Source organism: Enterococcus sp. AZ020 (assembly GCF_050499205.1).
Classification (GTDB): Bacteria; Bacillota; Bacilli; order Lactobacillales; family Enterococcaceae; genus Enterococcus_L; species Enterococcus_L dunnyi.
The window spans coordinates 3,047,293-3,062,066 of the sequence record NZ_JBIPAT010000001.1 but is presented as its reverse complement, the minus strand read 5'-3'; the positions used below and the strand labels follow the sequence as shown (position 1 = coordinate 3,062,066).

Genomic DNA, 14,774 nt, shown 5'->3' with positions numbered 1-14,774 from the left:
TTTGCTTATTTGTAAATCAGAGATTTTATATGTTATTGTAAATAAAAGACTTGACCTTCACGTTAGGTAAAGGTTTATGCTTAGTTACACAGGAGGGAAAAAGATGGAATATACAATCAAAAAAGTTGCTGAATTATCCGGAATCAGTACACGAACATTACGCTACTATGACGAAATCGGCTTATTGAACCCTGCGCGCATCAATTCTTCCGGTTATCGTATATATGGTACAAAAGAAATCGATCGTCTTCAGCAAATTCTTTTTTACCGCTCGCTAGAGATGAAGCTTGAGGATATCCAAAAGTTGTTAAATGATCCTAATTATGATCCTCAAAAAGCATTACAGGAACACTATGAGCAGCTTTTAGAAAAACGAACGATGATCGACCATCTGATCCTGACTGTAGAAAAAACGATCCACTATCAAAAAGGAGAGATAAATATGACTGATAAAGAAAAATTTATTGGCTTTAAACAACAAAAACTAAAAGAAAATGAAGAACGATACGGTAAAGAAATCCGTGAAAAATACGGAGAAAAAACTGTAGCCGCTTCAAATAAGCAGTGGCTAAATTTAAGTGAAGCTGATGTTGAAAAAATGGAGCGCATTGAAAAAGAAATGTTTGATGCTTTGAAAATAGTCATACAAACAAACGACTATCAATCGGATGAAGCAAAAGCCGTATTTTCAAAACACAGAGAATGGCTGAAGATCACTTCCCCTAACTATTCTGTTGAACTGCACAAAGGACTAGGTCAAATGTATGTTGGCGATGAACGTTTTGCTGCTTATTACAATGATCGTATTGGTGACAGAGCTGCCGAAACATTGAATCAGATCATCCAAGAGTTTGCGAAATAGGAACAGATAAGAACAATGTACAAATCAAATGCAGAACAGTACTTCTAAATCAAAAACGGCTAAGTCAAATCATTAGAGTAAAAAACGAGCACTACGCAAATCGTAGTGCTCGTTTTTGAAAAAATGGTCAAAAGCTCTGACTTTTGACCACTTTTTTTATAGTATATTCTCTTTTCGCTCAAATTTAAGCTCTTTTAGTATGCTCAAGGCTGTATCAGCAGGTAAGTTCAGTTCATCAGCATCCTTGAAACTCAGGCTGATCGAACCGTAATTCTCCTCTGATTCAAAATAATACACCATCATTTGACCTTGTTCAGCATCTTGTTTTGCTTCTTCACGATATTCAGTAATAAAAAAATCTTCATGAATTTTTTCCGTTTTTTTATCGACCGAAGATTCAGCTCTCGTTTGAGCTGCCTTTTTCAAATACTCGGAAAAACTACCGTATGTAGCTTTCTCTATCATGCTAACATCGATAAAATAGGTTTCGCTCATAAACGATTGATATGAATATCCATCTTCATCAGCAATATCCATAAAATAGCCAGATTGATCATGAAGTTCCTGAGGCAGCGTTAATGTGACAGTCTCATTTCCTCTTGATATGTCCATTGACTGAATCATCGTTTTTTGTTCATCGTTATCGAAATCAGCCTCATCACGTAATCTATTTTCAAGAATTGAAGAACCATTATCGTTAAAATAAGTTTTTGCTCCAAAATAGACCACAGCACTCGCTAGAACTATACCGATCAACGTCAAGATAATTGTACGAATCCTTCTTTTTCGACGTTTCGCCAAGAAATTAGTATTCTTCAACACTTCTTTTTTATAGCTGTCTGAGTGTGTGATCGCTGTAATATCATAGTAATAAAAATGCAGCGGCTGCTCAAATCTAACTTTATCTGTTTCATAGTTGAAACCTACTAGTAATGTATATTGTTTGATAGCCGAAGGAAAATTACGAATATTTTTCTTGTTTAATTTGATCAATTCGCCCTGGCTATCTAAAAAATAATAGGCCTGATTATCTTCTTGGGGCGCACTTTCCTGCATCACCGGAAACGCCTCGATCAATTTTTCTGGAATTTCCTTAAAATAGCTTTCAAAGGAAGCTTCTTTTAAAAAGCGAAGCAAATATAGCAAGCCGACAACTTCGCTAATAAAAATAAGTACTAAAATCCCCCTCAAAATAGCAGTTGAAACACCTATCCCTGTGACAGTCAAAAGCATTAAAGCAATCAGTCCAAATATATACAGCTGATAGCTCCTTTGATAAAGTTGTCGGATCCCTGATTTGTAATAGTCAAGATCGCGATGAATCTGTTCTTTTATATTTTCCATTCGTTCTCCTTTTACCAACATAACTATTTATTTTATTAATTCTTCAAAAATAAATTTTCCCACGCCTCCATCAGCGCAATCGCCAATCACTCGATCACATTGTTCTTTGACGATATCCAACGCGTTATCCACTGCAAGCGAAACATCAACAGCTTCCAGCATCGCCAATACCATAGCTGACCGCATCTGGATAAGCACTCATAAATTCATTGATCGCATAACCTTTGCTGCTTTTTGGATCGACCACTTCTAGACACTGCGTAAATGAAGAAAAGACAAACGCGGTGTCGCTCCCCAATAATCTACGTAAATTCTCATGTTCGGCATCACTTGCTTCCATCAATTCGATCTTCATTACTTTCACCTCCGGATGCTCCACTAAATAAGCCAACGGATCTTCTACATGATCGCATTCTGTTTTAAAGAAGTTTTCTTTAAAATCCATGATTTGTTTTCCAAGGTCTCCCATTGACGCAAGTTTTTCTCTCAAAGCTAAAATATTATCTTCATAATTCTCTACTGGTTTTAAAATGATTCCTTCGTTCGTATGAAGATGATAAAAAATGTTGCGATCCTCCAAGATCGTAATCGCTTTTTTGCATTCATCCAAAGGCAAGCAATGGTTATACTCAACTGGCTGACCGACTAATTTGTGGCCACCACCATTACTGAAAATCATATCACATTCACTATCAAGCTGATTCATCAATTCTTCTAATTGCGCAAAACCACGTCCACTGATAAACACAAAATGATCTCCTTGTTTTTGAAGCGCATAAATTGCGTCAAAATTAACTTGCGGAATTTCTTGACCCATCTCTTGAAAAGTACCATCTATATCACAAAAAACAACGTTCACTACTTATTCTCCCCTTACAATTCATTTTCCATTTTATTCGCTTGATTAAGTATAGCATAAAGAAGACGATTATATATTTTGATTTTTTATTTTGGTGAATTGTTTCCTGTAAAAAATAGAACATATCAAAAAAGCCATGTTGATTACCTGTGTGGTAGGCAACATAGCCCTTTCGATCATTCGTTTTTTTCATTTACTATTTTCTGTTCCTTGTTGTTCTGCTTCGATAGCCAGACGACTAGAAACAACAAAGTTCCTGTTGAAATAGCAGCTGACAGTAGTTGAAGCTTTGTCCAGTAATAGGCAAAGTGAACAGTTCCTTTTCCACTCAAACGTAGCTCACTAAGGCCTGAAAAAGTTGGACTATTGTATGCTTCCAGCATTTTTCCATTCACCTTAGCTTGATAGCCTTTGTAATAAATGAACGGGAAAACGATTGCTTCTTTTGAGTCTTTTTCATCTATCTGATAATCCAAGTCGACTGCGCCATAATCAAAGGTGACATTTTCTAGTTTGATCCCTTTACTATTGCGGATCGTTTTAGGTGCTTGAATAAATTCCTGAAGATCAGTATCAGAAGGGATATATTCATTGCCCCATCCTAAAAATGTTGAAGGCAACTGCTCAATCTGATCTTTGGTAACCAACCGCTCAACATCTGCCACAAAAAAACCATGAGTAAACACAAGTACCAGAGCTATCGTCATAACACCGTATGAAAGTAATTTTCTCCAGTACTCTTTTTTTATGATCAAAGAATAATTTTCTGCGAATAACCAGCAAACACAAAAAGTAACGATCGAAAATAAGCGCCAAGGAAATTGAATCGCGTTCATTAGCGTATTATCCAATAATCTATGAGGAAAGAAACTCGTTGAGGCAAATAAAAATAAGCCTGCGATCATAAGTAATTGTTTCGTTCGTTTAGGAAAACTACTGTAATTTAATCCTAAGAAAAATAGTAACCCGATCATCAACAGCCCTATGTTATTAAACCCACTATTTCGAATAGCAATGTTCAAATAATCGACGATCGTTCCAACTTCCTGACTAAGCTGTGTTACTTGATTTGTTTGAAATGTGAATGATTGCTGTACGACTTGTTCAGCCAACGGCACGAGAAAACCTAGGCATAATAATATCGTTAGTCCAATTGCTTTAAAAAAGGCAACTAATCTTATTTTTTCACTGATTATATGACGTATATTAAATAGTAAGTAAACTACAATAAATAGACTAAAGATAAACGCACTTAATACATGGCTTAAAATCAAGGCTGACATTCCCAGAGATAACAAATAAAATTTATCCCTGTCTCCTTCAAAAATTGACCACATACCGACAAATGCTAGCGGAATAAACGTAAGGGCCAATACTTCTCCTAAAGCAGCTCTTTCCGTCAAGTCACTTAAGCGGTAAGAAGCTGTCCCATATAAAACAGCAAAAAGAAATGCTTGAAAAGGGGCTTTTTTATAAAAAAGAAAACTATAATAAGCAACCAAATAAGTTATAAAATTTATCCCTATCAAGAAAATAATATAACTATTGCTTATTGACAGACCCAATATTCTCAGCAAACTAGCCGGATAAAGGAAAATATCTGAATAAAATATTGGTGAGCCATAACCCATCCCATAGAGAAAAAAATAGTTGATTTTAGGACTATAATCTCCATTTCTTATGCCCAAAGCTAAGCCTTCGATTCGATTGAGATGAAAATAAAGATCATCCCCTCGATACATGACTTCTTTTCCTATATGAGTAAATAGCAGCGGTATGATACTTAACAGCAAAAACACAATAAATAGGAGTATTCGCTGTCGATTCCGTTCCATCTTTATCCGAGCTCACCTCTTTTCTCTCAAATCACTTATATAACGAATCATTCTTTTACTCTGTATAGTCGATGATTGCCGCATGAATTTCTCTAAATTCTCGTTTATCATTGAATCCAACTCGCAAGGTTTGAGAAACTAGTTTCTTTTCTTCCGCTTCTTCATCATTTCCATAGACGACCACTGTTTTTGAAGCCGGTCGTTTATCGACTTCTTTGTAATCTTTCTCAAAATTTTGGATAGCTAAATCAGCTTTATCCTTTGAAATATCGATGTTTTGAGCCACTTCCAATAGCAGTTCATTGAAATTGTCCTTTGGATACGTCTCTTCTTTTCCATAATTTGACAGCGCCAAGCTTTGCGAAGCTAAACGAACTTCTTTTTGCTCTTTATCAAATGAATATTTCAGATCGATTAATGCAAAAACAATTAATTCTTCTCCTTTGTAGACAGGATAATACCCGCGAACTAAAAGGTCATTTCCAGAAGCATAGAGGGAGTACTCAGCTTTCTTTGCTTCAAGGTTAGTGGTGATGATCTTTTCATCAAATAACTTTTTAGTCTGTGGGATGATTTCAGGAACCTTCACCTCAAATTTATTTTTCAGTAAGTCCAATGCCTCATCCTCTGAAATTTCTGGATAATCAAATGTACCAAAAGGTTTCTCTCGCTGTTCTTGCCAAATCAGTTGCTGATGCTCAACCTCAGCTGCATTATTTTTACCTGAGCAACCTACCGCTAATAAAAGACAAATAAATAGAGCAAGTATAAACAAATAGTTTCTGTGTTTCATTATTTATCTCCTTCCTCTGCTACAGTCGTTATGACGATCGGAATCTCATCTGCTCCTGCAAAGCGTTCTTTTGAAGGAATTAAAGTCACTTCACTTGTATCCTTCAGCTCATATAAAGACACACTTTCTGCACTGGCTCCTATCGCAATTGCTTCATTTTTTTGCTCGATCAATTTAGGAATATCCAATATCGTGTTTTCTTTTGGTAGTTTGCCTTCGGCTAAGGTTTGACCATTTTGAGTTATCTGAATTGCTTCATCCCAAATTTTAGCTGTCACATCTTGTTCACCGATATTTTCAACTGTATAGCGTAACGCAAGTAATTTTTTGCTGCCTTCTCCATTTAAATTCATCACACCAGTTAATTCGATCGAAAGGGTTTCGTTTTTAAAAACTACTTCATCTGTTTCATCAGAAGTGTCGCTTCCTGAATCACTGACTTCTTTTACAGAACGTGCCGATTCATCAATGATTTCCGCTCTTTTTTCATGACCGCCATCATTTGCTGAATAATAATTTAGCTGAAGCAGTCCGTGCGCTGTTTCAATGTAGTACAGATGCAGCCAAGTTGAACGCTTTTCAAACATTGTATCTAAGGTATATTTGTATCCTTTATATTTCCCAACCTTAAATTCTTTCATAAAAATTTCAGATTCTTTTTTATAGTTATACTGTTCTTTCAGTTCTTTTCGCATCCGCTTGCCAAAATCTTCGTCCAGCGTTACTGCTTCTTTCCTTTGACCCATGACGACTAAAGTTGAGTTACTTTTGGTATCTTGTGCACCAAATACTGCTTCATTACTGTATTTTACTTTGAAATCCGTCACTGTTTCCCACTTACTCGGTAGCTGGATCGTATAATCGATCCCTTTCGCCTCAAAAGATTCCTTTTTGTCTGCTAATTTAGCTGAACAACCACTAAAAACAAGAAGTAAGAACAACAGTAATACCTTTATTGGTTTCTTAGTCATAGTACCCTCCATTCTCAATTACTATTAAGCTTTGCTTGTTCTTTTTTATTAGTTGCCAGTTATAGAAAGTAAAAAGAAGAATACAACTGACAAATAAAATTACTCCCAGTTTAAGCCCTTGTGGAACAAAGACGAATTTGATCGTATGACTGCCTTTTGCGACTGGCAACGCAAGAAAAGCATCTTTGAAGGTCGGAATAGCCACTTTTTCTCCATCAATGTAGGCTTGCCATCCCTTATCATAAGGAATCGTCGTCAAGACCACTTGTTCTTTATCTAAATTCACCTTAGCCTCTGCAGTACGCCCATCTGTTTTAAAGTCAACTTCTTTTTCCTTCACCTTTTGAATCGCCTCTTTAAATGTGTCGACGTTTATAAACATAGCATTCGGTCTCACTAAATGGACAACCCGATCACCTGTGAAGCTGACTTCGACCTCTACTGTTTCAGCTTTATCATAGTAGCCTAAATTATAATATTGCCCCGTTCCTTCCAAACCGGCCCAACTTTCAACACCATTGACTTTCATTTTGACGTCAACCTCGGTTCCCTGACCGTACAAGCTAAGGTAGGCTTGTGAACGTGCCGGAACATCGACTGAATAAGTCAGTGTTCTCAGTTTATTAGGCATTGTTTTGGAGTAAAATAAGACAGAATCATGATCTTCAACTTGAACATTTTCTTCTTTGAGCGTTTTGATCTCAGAAAAATAGAAGAACGAATCTGTTTCGCCGGATAAATGCTGCAACAACTCTGTTTGATTGTTTACCACATCTTTTTTGTATATGCCTTTATCCGTCAGCATGCCTAAAGGTAAGGCAAATTCATTTTCATACACACCATATTTACCGACTTTTTTCTTAAGAGTAAAGCCAAATTTATCTGGATCATTTTGCGCTAAATTGTATTTGATTCCTAACAAAGAATCCATTACTAGCGTGTTATTGATATATTGGATCGTTAAATTGGTTCCTGTTGAACGAAATCCTAATTCATTCATATACATTGAAGAATGACGGTTTCGGATCGATGAAAACATTGAAACTCCGCTGTAGCCATGAATAAAACTTTCATTTCTTGAACTACTGTTGAGATTTCCTATGCGGTATAAAGTATCATTTTGCTCTTTTGTCCATTCAACTAATCGATGCACATCTTCATAGTTTTGAGTGTAGGCAATTCGTTCTGGGTAACGCCATTCAGTTGCAATTCCCTCCACTAATTTTTGAGCATTCAATGTCATTTCACCGATAAAAACAGCAACTAAAAGAAATAACCAAACTGTTTGTTTTGATTTGAAGCGATCTTTCAGTAACAAAATCAGCAAGTAAACAATCAGAAAAACGACACTAGCCAGCACAGCATTTTTATCTAAGAAATCATAACGTTTACGATTCGCTAAGAAAACGATCAGAACATAAAGAAAAATGATGCCTAAAACGATATTTAATATGCGATTACCGTCTTCTTTCGTCGCTTTTTCCAGTCCGAACCCTGCTAAAAGTAATCCTAAAAAAGAAAATAGAAAGCTAAAACGGAATAAAAACATATTTGGCGCATGGAATCCATGCCAAAATAGATTCATTGGTTCAATATAAACACTGGCGATCAAAAGGAAAAAAAGACTGCCGTATACGAGTTTATTTTTCAATTTTATTTTTGGACTAACAAAATAGAAGAGACAAAAAATCGTTCCTAATAAACCAAAATATAGAAACGGTGCACTTCCATATTTACTAGTATCATAGACACCTACCATGGTTTTGACTGGAATGTCCCAGATCCCTGTATCATTTGTAAACAAACGACTTAATTTAGTTAAGCTTTCCCCATTGTTTTTTAAATCAAGCAAGGTAGGTAAAATAGTGACCATTGAAGCTCCACCTGCTAAAAGCGAAGTGATCAAATAGGTGATCAACGTCTTTTTGTACATTTGCGGCGCTAATATAAATCGACATAATACATATAGAAAAGAAAAGACACCGATCATGAAAGCCATGTAAAAGTTTGATAAAAACAAGAGTAAATAACTGATAAACAATAATGCTGGTTTTCTTTCATCCATCAAGCGGTGAATCCCTAAAATAACTAACGGTAGATAAATCAACCCGTCCAGCCACATTTGCTGCGGAGAATACGCAACGCAAAATCCGCTTAAGGCAAAACTGACACTCAAAATCAATTTGCTCCATTGGGGGATTTTGAAAATACGATCGCTCATTACCCAAAATGTTCCGCCGATCGCACCGAATTTCAGTAAAAGGATCATATACAATGCGTCTGGTATTTGACTGTTATCAAAAAAATAAACAAGTGGGCTAAAAATACCATTGATATAGTACGCCATAAAGGACCAGTAATTCAGCCCTAAAGAGCCGTACCAAGTATATAAAAAGCTCTGTTTTCCATGTAAAGCATTGTTGAAACTGGCAAAAAAATTAGACGTTTGCGATAAAGCATCACTAGCTAAAATCGTTTTCTCACTGCCTGGATAAATTCCTAGAAGAAAATAAACAAAGCCCATGATGCTGATCGGTAAAAGAATGCTCAATAAAAATGCCCAGCCCTTATGTTTGATCCATTCTTTATACTTCATACTGCGTTTCCTCCTAGATATTTAATCTCTTTTTCAATTTATGCGCCCAGCTCGATCAAAGGGATAAAAACGGCAAACCACCGTTCCTTCAATTTGTTCTGCTTCGACCAACCCAAAGTGACGGCTGTCTTTTGAGGCATTCCGATTATCGCCTAAAACAAAATAACTTCCTTCCGGAATCACTGAAATATTGCGTAATTTTCGAGCTACTTCTTCACTAACAATCAACTTTAATGTACTGTCAGGCAACTGGAAGGCAGTTAATTGATCATTTACATCATTCCATACATCTGCCTGTTTTGGTCTTAAGTACACACCTGTTTGATCTGTCCAAAGCTGATCTCCCGGCATACCGATCACACGCTTCACGTAACTGGATTCCTCCGGTATTTCCGGATCGAAAGTGATCAAATCGTAGCGGTTCGGTGATTGACCTTTTCTCACAATGATTCGATCATTATTTTGTAGCGTAGGCAGCATCGAGCGTCCGTCAACTCGATGTGTTTTGATTTGTAATAAACCGAGAATGCACAGAGCTACTAAAAAAAGCAGAAGTCCTTCACGAATGTTCAGCCTTTTTTTAGTTTCCCGCTCCGATATTTTTTTATTTTTTGGGAGCCTCCTATTTGAAAAATGTTGACACTTTTTGATCGTAGATTGTCCTTTTCTAGGTTTCTGTGTCTGCATTTGATTGATTGCCACAGTTGTTCCTCCCATTGCCCGATTAAAATTGTGTCATGTTGTGCAGCGGCAACAGCCTTGTTTTCACAACACCAATAATGTTTTCTTCATCGATCCAGCCAAACTGACGACTATCCGCTGCGTAATGACGATTATCGCCCAATACAAAATAGCTGCCCTTCGGTAAAGCCCTAGACCCTGTCAAGGAAGCTAAAGAAAAATTTTCAGTTAATAAGCGCTCCTCTGCTTTTGCTTCATTTTGTTCGTTCACTAAAAATCGTTCGACAACGAACTTTTGATCGATCATCAATTGATCCTCTTCATAAGTAATCTCTTCTCCTGGTAGACCAATGACCCGCCTGATCATCAACTGATCGTTCACGGGATTTTTAAAATAGATCAAATCAAACCGCTTGATCTGTGCGTGCTTCCTTACAAAAAGTCGATCACCATCGTTCAATGTAGCAGTCATCCCATAACCATTGACTGTCGGCAAGCTAAAGAAAAGCCACTGTAATAGAAAAAAAAGACTCATCAACAGGAAAAAGCTGATACCAATTTCTTTGTATATTTGGTGTCTTTGCTCACTTCTTTTTCTTTTTTGACTCGTTTTTTTTCGTTTTCCTTTTTTTCTATCTATTGTTCTGGATGAAGAATGCTTCTTTTTTGCTGCAGAGGTCACCGTTGTCTTAGCTGTTGTTTGTTGCGACTTTCGGCTTTTTACGTTCTTTTTTTTGGCAGTCTGCTCTCTTATCTTTTTACGTCTTTTATGGTTTTTAACTTTAGCCTTTTGTTCCATGTTGAGTCTCCTAGTTTTTCTGTTTCAGTGCTGACTCATTGACTTTAAAGTAAGTAAAAACAGCTTTTTGTCGTTCTTTGATCTTACTTATATCTTTCAGGTAACTTTCGAGTATTTCTTTGTTTGCTAATTGTTCTTGTGTCAAAGTCGATAAGTTCATTCCAACATCTTTCATCGAAACATAATAACGAGTCAATAGCTTGGAGCCTTCCTCTGATAGTCCCACCGAAACCGGTCGATTGCCATAGGTAACCAATAATGAACTTACTTCTTGAAACTGAGGATAGACTTTATCGATACTGCCGCCTTCTTTGATGGTTGTAAGCTTTTTTTCTAAATCTTCTGTCAATAAATACCCTTGAACAACTACTTTGGCATCATCTGACGTTAAGTTCGTCAATTGATAGTATCTAGCATATGCAGCAGATCCAGCTGAAAGAAGCATGACAACTAAGAAAATCAATGAATTTCTAAAGTAACGTTTTTGACGACTAACAAGCAGCCGTCTTTCACGTACCCACCTTTTTCGTTTCACCTTATTTTTTGGTCGCCTTCTCCACTGGCCTTTTTTTAGTTCCTTTTTCGTTGCAAAGAAGTAAAATAAGCAAAATAACACAAACATAAAGCAAAGCATAGCTAAAGAAAGCAACCCCATAAAAAACCAATCTAACAGAACCATATTACTGATCCCCCTTCTTATTTAGCTGCTCTTCTTTCTTTTCTTTTTTGCTCCGCTTTTACTACCCTTCTTTTTTGTTTTTTTCTTATTATTCATCGCTCTAACAGTGAAGAAAATTGCCAAGAAGGCTATAAATACACCGCCTGCGATCATTGCAATCAGCTTCCAGTTGATCCCTCGTTCTTGGATCAGTGTCACATCTTGCGCATTGTATTTGTCTGCATCTTCTTTTGTGATTTTAAACTCTTTATCCCACGTCCATTTTTTGTCTCCGCTTGTTACTAGAATATGAGCTTTATAATCGCCTGGTTCCATCTGATCACCATTCATTTCCAATGGAAAATCGATCAGTGAGTTTGGAGCCATACGCATATCTGCGCGTTTTGTATCATAAAGAACCGCTTCTGAACCTTTCTTCGTCACTTCCATTTCAACAGTCATTCCGCTGACAAAATCTGCAGAGATATTCGAAAAATTGGCAAAAATACTATTGCGGTAATTTGATAGACCAGCGGAAACACTATTCAGCTTTAATTCTGGTGTAATCGCTGTATCCGTTTCTTGCAAGACCATACCTACTACAAAGGCATACTCGTTGATCACGCCCGTCGCTTTTTTCTTCTCTTCTTCCTCTTTTTTGCTTGGTTTTGACTTCATATAAATTCCGCCAACGATTTTACCATCATAACTGACTTCCGGCATTGTTATGTCTAAATTCAAAGGTGCAGTTTCTTTAGGTCCCAGTGTTACTTCTGTCGGACCTTTTACAATGTCTTTGAAATCATATTTTAGTGAAGCATCATTTTTTATTGACGATGGACCATATTCTAAAACACCATTTGAGTTTGTTTTAGCGCCATTCAATCCAATCGTGATCGTCTGTTCTTCCTCTGCCCGGTTTGTGAGCATGATTTGAACGGTTTGTTTTTGACCTGGATTCATCCGTAAATTGAAGTATTGCACATCTCCTTGTTGATTTTCCGGCATGATCGATTCATAGGCAAACTGCTTTTCAGCATGTGCAGGCAGGGCAAAGCCAAACAACGATACTATGTATAATCCTATTATTAGGTATAAGCTGATTCTTTTTTTCATTTGATTTGATTGTCCTTTCTCGTCCTATCACTACAATAAGCCAAGACTAAAAATGCTCAACTTCTATAGTTAAAATTAGATACAAATACTTCCTAATTATTGTTACTTCTCTAAACGAATAGGCTTATTAAATAAATGGCGGGAGCAGAAGCAACTCCCATATATTCCGATGACTAACTGACCGTGATCAGCTGAATCATCGAAAGTGATTCTTAGAGTGTGCTGCTTCTGTCCCAGCCTAAATAATTATTCGAATGGTTGATCTCGAATTATAATGGTGTTTCTGAAAGTGTCCAAGTGATTTCAGCTACATATTTACCATTCATGATTTCTTGTGCTTGGTTCGCAGGGATTTCTAATTTAACAGATTCTTCTGCTTTTTTAGCTGGATCTTCGATATCACCAAAGTAAACAGCATAACGTCCGCGACCTTTAGAACCGTTAGCTTCTTTACCATCTGTATTTGTAAATACAGCAGCAGGTGTTGATTCGTTTACTACAGCTGTTTTAATTCCTGTAGAACTTGGTTTTAAAGCTTCGTTTTCTGCATCAGCAACTAAAATTGGGTTGCCGTAAGTGATTTCAGCACCATTGATGTTTCTTACTTTACCTTTTGCAGTATCGTTGAATTGGAAGTTTCTAGTAATTTTTGCAGTCAATTCATATGTGTGATCGTCTGTTTGACGGTCATCTTTGAATTGAACCCAGTTAGCACGTGATGGCACGTGGTCAGCTGCTGTAGATGGGTTAGCTGTTGTTGGTTTCGCCCAAGAAGTTACTGCACCAGTTGTTGCAGCTTGTGAATTGAAGACTAACTTAGACATACCTTGTACTAAAAATTCTCCATCCAACAATGCAGTACTATCAGTATCTCTTGTTGATTGGCTAGATGTGTTAGGTGGTACAACACCAGAAGTATCATATGTTTCATACGATTTACTTGTAAATTCGATTTCTCCTTCGCCAACACCTGGTTTGTTTGGATCTGCCGCTTTAGTTGCCGGTCCTGCTGCTGCTACTGCCAATGCTGCTAGTAAAGCTGTACCAGCTAATTTGTGTGTTAATTTCATTTGTATTTCCTCCTAGTTTTTGTGTATATTTATGGTAACTCGGCTAATATCCAAGTTAACACCGTTGAGTAAGCGCCCGCTTCTTTTTCTGTTTCCTTAGGTACAGTTAGTGTAATCGCTTGATTACTATACACAGGCTTTTTAAAGATTGGATCTTCAATCGTATTGCCTGAAAAATCCTTTCTCAGTTCCAATGAATTTTGACGCCCATTTTTATTTTCTGCTGATGCGCCAAATATGATGCTCCAAGTTCCAGAACCTTTTTCGTCCTTTGCTTGTGCAAGGTTATACGTGTCTCCAATATTACTCATACGAATGACTTCTTTGGAAACTGATGGTGATAAAGATGCATCTGTAGTCGAATTCGTCCAAGCTTGGTCAAAAGAAATCACTGCTCCCTTTAGCTCAGCTCCGACCTTCGTTGCATGCTTAAATTGTTCCTCTTGTCTTACCTGTAATGTCCAACCTGAGTGATTGTCACGATAATCTGAAACTTGAATAAAATTTCCTCTCGCTCCAGTCTCACCGTGAAACAGTTGTGCATTGATCGGATAGACAGCTGCTTCTTTACTTATTTTTACTGTGCTGAAATTTAGCTTTGGAACAAAATCGATTCGTAAATCACCATCCGTTTGCGGTGTTTCGCCTGGATCGACCTCTATATCAGGATTTTCAGGATCACGAATAATAGAATCTTCTTCCTTAAATTGACTCAAATCGATTTCTGCTCCGCTTTTGCGTGAAGCTTCTGCGTGAGCTTGTTCCATTTGAGCTGAAAAAAAGAGAACAGTACCAAGAAAAGCAGTCATCAGTAAGCTTATTCTTTTCATTGATCAGACCCTTCCTTTCTGGTAGATTCTCGTTTTCTTTTCACTAGATAAAAACCTAGTGCAAAAATAAGAACAGCAATTCCGCTAACCGATAGGCTTTTTTGAATCAATTCTCCTGTAGAAGGATATTTTCCTGCCGGTTTTTTTGTTGGTTCTTCACTAGACGATGTTGTCTCACTTGTTTCTGATGTTGGAGGAGTACTTTCTTCTGTGAAAACAATTTCTCCGTTCGTTTTGACAGAAGCCTCTGCTCCATATACCAGTGTTGGTTTCAGCATGAAGAAACTACCTATAAAAACAAGGGAAAGTAGAACAATAGTTGCTCGTATTTTTTTTACTGTCATGTGCATGTCTCTCCTT

The 14,774-nt window shown here is 37.1% G+C and carries 15 protein-coding genes; 1 reads left to right on the top strand and 14 read right to left on the bottom strand.

Annotated elements, in window-relative coordinates; genetic code table 11:
• Nucleotides 1-103: 103 nt before the first annotated feature.
• Nucleotides 104-862, top strand: coding sequence for a MerR family transcriptional regulator (locus IGI58_RS14760; protein WP_429952790.1), 759 nt, complete (start codon nucleotides 104-106; stop codon nucleotides 860-862).
• A 156-nt stretch (nucleotides 863-1,018) separates the two neighbouring features.
• Here IGI58_RS14760 and IGI58_RS14755 read toward each other — a convergent pair whose 3' ends face one another.
• The 14 genes from IGI58_RS14755 to IGI58_RS14690 all read right to left on the bottom strand — a co-directional run bounded on the left by IGI58_RS14755 (nucleotide 1,019) and on the right by IGI58_RS14690 (nucleotide 14,758).
• On the bottom strand, nucleotides 1,019-2,206 hold the full coding sequence (locus tag IGI58_RS14755; RefSeq protein ID WP_429952791.1) for a hypothetical protein: 1,188 nt from the start codon (nucleotides 2,204-2,206) through the stop codon (nucleotides 1,019-1,021).
• 27 nt (nucleotides 2,207-2,233) lie between these two features.
• A complete protein-coding gene (locus IGI58_RS14750; RefSeq protein ID WP_429952792.1) occupies nucleotides 2,234-2,392 on the bottom strand; it encodes an HAD hydrolase family protein in 159 nt (52 codons plus the stop codon).
• Nucleotides 2,352-3,065 (bottom strand): HAD hydrolase family protein, encoded by a 714-nt coding sequence (locus tag IGI58_RS14745; RefSeq protein WP_429952793.1) that lies wholly within the window; start codon nucleotides 3,063-3,065, stop codon nucleotides 2,352-2,354. The genes IGI58_RS14750 and IGI58_RS14745 overlap by 41 nt, the downstream gene beginning before the upstream one ends.
• A 176-nt stretch (nucleotides 3,066-3,241) precedes the next feature.
• Nucleotides 3,242-4,807: a hypothetical protein gene (locus tag IGI58_RS14740; RefSeq protein WP_429952794.1), complete on the bottom strand. Its 1,566-nt coding sequence runs from the start codon at nucleotides 4,805-4,807 to the stop codon at nucleotides 3,242-3,244.
• A gap of 148 nt (nucleotides 4,808-4,955) precedes the next feature.
• The gene (locus IGI58_RS14735; protein ID WP_429952795.1) at nucleotides 4,956-5,693 is read right to left on the bottom strand and encodes a hypothetical protein; all 738 of its coding nucleotides are present in this window, start codon (nucleotides 5,691-5,693) and stop codon (nucleotides 4,956-4,958) included.
• Nucleotides 5,693-6,664 carry a DUF5067 domain-containing protein gene (locus IGI58_RS14730; RefSeq protein ID WP_429952796.1) on the bottom strand — a complete coding sequence of 324 codons (972 nt, stop codon included), beginning with the start codon at nucleotides 6,662-6,664 and terminating at the stop codon, nucleotides 5,693-5,695. The genes IGI58_RS14735 and IGI58_RS14730 overlap by 1 nt, the downstream gene beginning before the upstream one ends.
• Nucleotides 6,657-9,260 carry a YfhO family protein gene (locus IGI58_RS14725; protein ID WP_429952797.1) on the bottom strand — a complete coding sequence of 868 codons (2,604 nt, stop codon included), beginning with the start codon at nucleotides 9,258-9,260 and terminating at the stop codon, nucleotides 6,657-6,659. The genes IGI58_RS14730 and IGI58_RS14725 overlap by 8 nt, the downstream gene beginning before the upstream one ends.
• Before the next feature lie 33 nt (nucleotides 9,261-9,293).
• Nucleotides 9,294-9,962: a signal peptidase I gene (gene lepB, locus IGI58_RS14720; RefSeq protein ID WP_429952798.1), complete on the bottom strand. Its 669-nt coding sequence runs from the start codon at nucleotides 9,960-9,962 to the stop codon at nucleotides 9,294-9,296.
• A gap of 22 nt (nucleotides 9,963-9,984) precedes the next feature.
• Nucleotides 9,985-10,740: a signal peptidase I gene (gene lepB / locus IGI58_RS14715; protein WP_429952799.1), complete on the bottom strand. Its 756-nt coding sequence runs from the start codon at nucleotides 10,738-10,740 to the stop codon at nucleotides 9,985-9,987.
• 10 nt (nucleotides 10,741-10,750) lie between these two features.
• The gene (locus IGI58_RS14710) at nucleotides 10,751-11,419 is read right to left on the bottom strand and encodes a hypothetical protein (protein WP_087639722.1); all 669 of its coding nucleotides are present in this window, start codon (nucleotides 11,417-11,419) and stop codon (nucleotides 10,751-10,753) included.
• A gap of 21 nt (nucleotides 11,420-11,440) precedes the next feature.
• Complete coding sequence (locus IGI58_RS14705; protein ID WP_429952800.1) at nucleotides 11,441-12,514, bottom strand: DUF916 and DUF3324 domain-containing protein; 1,074 nt, start codon at nucleotides 12,512-12,514, stop codon at nucleotides 11,441-11,443.
• Between the two features lie 269 nt (nucleotides 12,515-12,783).
• Nucleotides 12,784-13,584: a WxL domain-containing protein gene (locus tag IGI58_RS14700; RefSeq protein ID WP_087639720.1), complete on the bottom strand. Its 801-nt coding sequence runs from the start codon at nucleotides 13,582-13,584 to the stop codon at nucleotides 12,784-12,786.
• 29 nt (nucleotides 13,585-13,613) lie between these two features.
• Nucleotides 13,614-14,414 (bottom strand): WxL domain-containing protein, encoded by an 801-nt coding sequence (locus tag IGI58_RS14695; protein WP_429952801.1) that lies wholly within the window; start codon nucleotides 14,412-14,414, stop codon nucleotides 13,614-13,616.
• The gene (locus tag IGI58_RS14690) at nucleotides 14,411-14,758 is read right to left on the bottom strand and encodes an LPXTG cell wall anchor domain-containing protein (RefSeq protein WP_429952802.1); all 348 of its coding nucleotides are present in this window, start codon (nucleotides 14,756-14,758) and stop codon (nucleotides 14,411-14,413) included. The genes IGI58_RS14695 and IGI58_RS14690 overlap by 4 nt, the downstream gene beginning before the upstream one ends.
• Nucleotides 14,759-14,774: the final 16 nt, after the last annotated feature.

Bases quoted from the DNA above. Each gene is read 5' to 3' on its own strand.
- IGI58_RS14760 (WP_429952790.1), top strand. From the start codon at position 104: ATGGAATATACAATCAAAAAAGTTGCTGAATTATCCGGAATCAGTACA.
- IGI58_RS14755 (WP_429952791.1), bottom strand. From the start codon at position 2,206: ATGGAAAATATAAAAGAACAGATTCATCGCGATCTTGACTATTACAAA.
- IGI58_RS14750 (WP_429952792.1), bottom strand. From the start codon at position 2,392: ATGCGGTCAGCTATGGTATTGGCGATGCTGGAAGCTGTTGATGTTTCG.
- IGI58_RS14740 (WP_429952794.1), bottom strand. From the start codon at position 4,807: ATGTATCGAGGGGATGATCTTTATTTTCATCTCAATCGAATCGAAGGC.
- IGI58_RS14735 (WP_429952795.1), bottom strand. From the start codon at position 5,693: ATGAAACACAGAAACTATTTGTTTATACTTGCTCTATTTATTTGTCTT.
- IGI58_RS14730 (WP_429952796.1), bottom strand. From the start codon at position 6,664: ATGACTAAGAAACCAATAAAGGTATTACTGTTGTTCTTACTTCTTGTT.
- IGI58_RS14725 (WP_429952797.1), bottom strand. From the start codon at position 9,260: ATGAAGTATAAAGAATGGATCAAACATAAGGGCTGGGCATTTTTATTG.
- lepB (WP_429952799.1), bottom strand. From the start codon at position 10,740: ATGGAACAAAAGGCTAAAGTTAAAAACCATAAAAGACGTAAAAAGATA.
- IGI58_RS14710 (WP_087639722.1), bottom strand. From the start codon at position 11,419: ATGGTTCTGTTAGATTGGTTTTTTATGGGGTTGCTTTCTTTAGCTATG.
- IGI58_RS14705 (WP_429952800.1), bottom strand. From the start codon at position 12,514: ATGAAAAAAAGAATCAGCTTATACCTAATAATAGGATTATACATAGTA.
- IGI58_RS14700 (WP_087639720.1), bottom strand. From the start codon at position 13,584: ATGAAATTAACACACAAATTAGCTGGTACAGCTTTACTAGCAGCATTG.
- IGI58_RS14695 (WP_429952801.1), bottom strand. From the start codon at position 14,414: ATGAAAAGAATAAGCTTACTGATGACTGCTTTTCTTGGTACTGTTCTC.
- IGI58_RS14690 (WP_429952802.1), bottom strand. From the start codon at position 14,758: ATGACAGTAAAAAAAATACGAGCAACTATTGTTCTACTTTCCCTTGTT.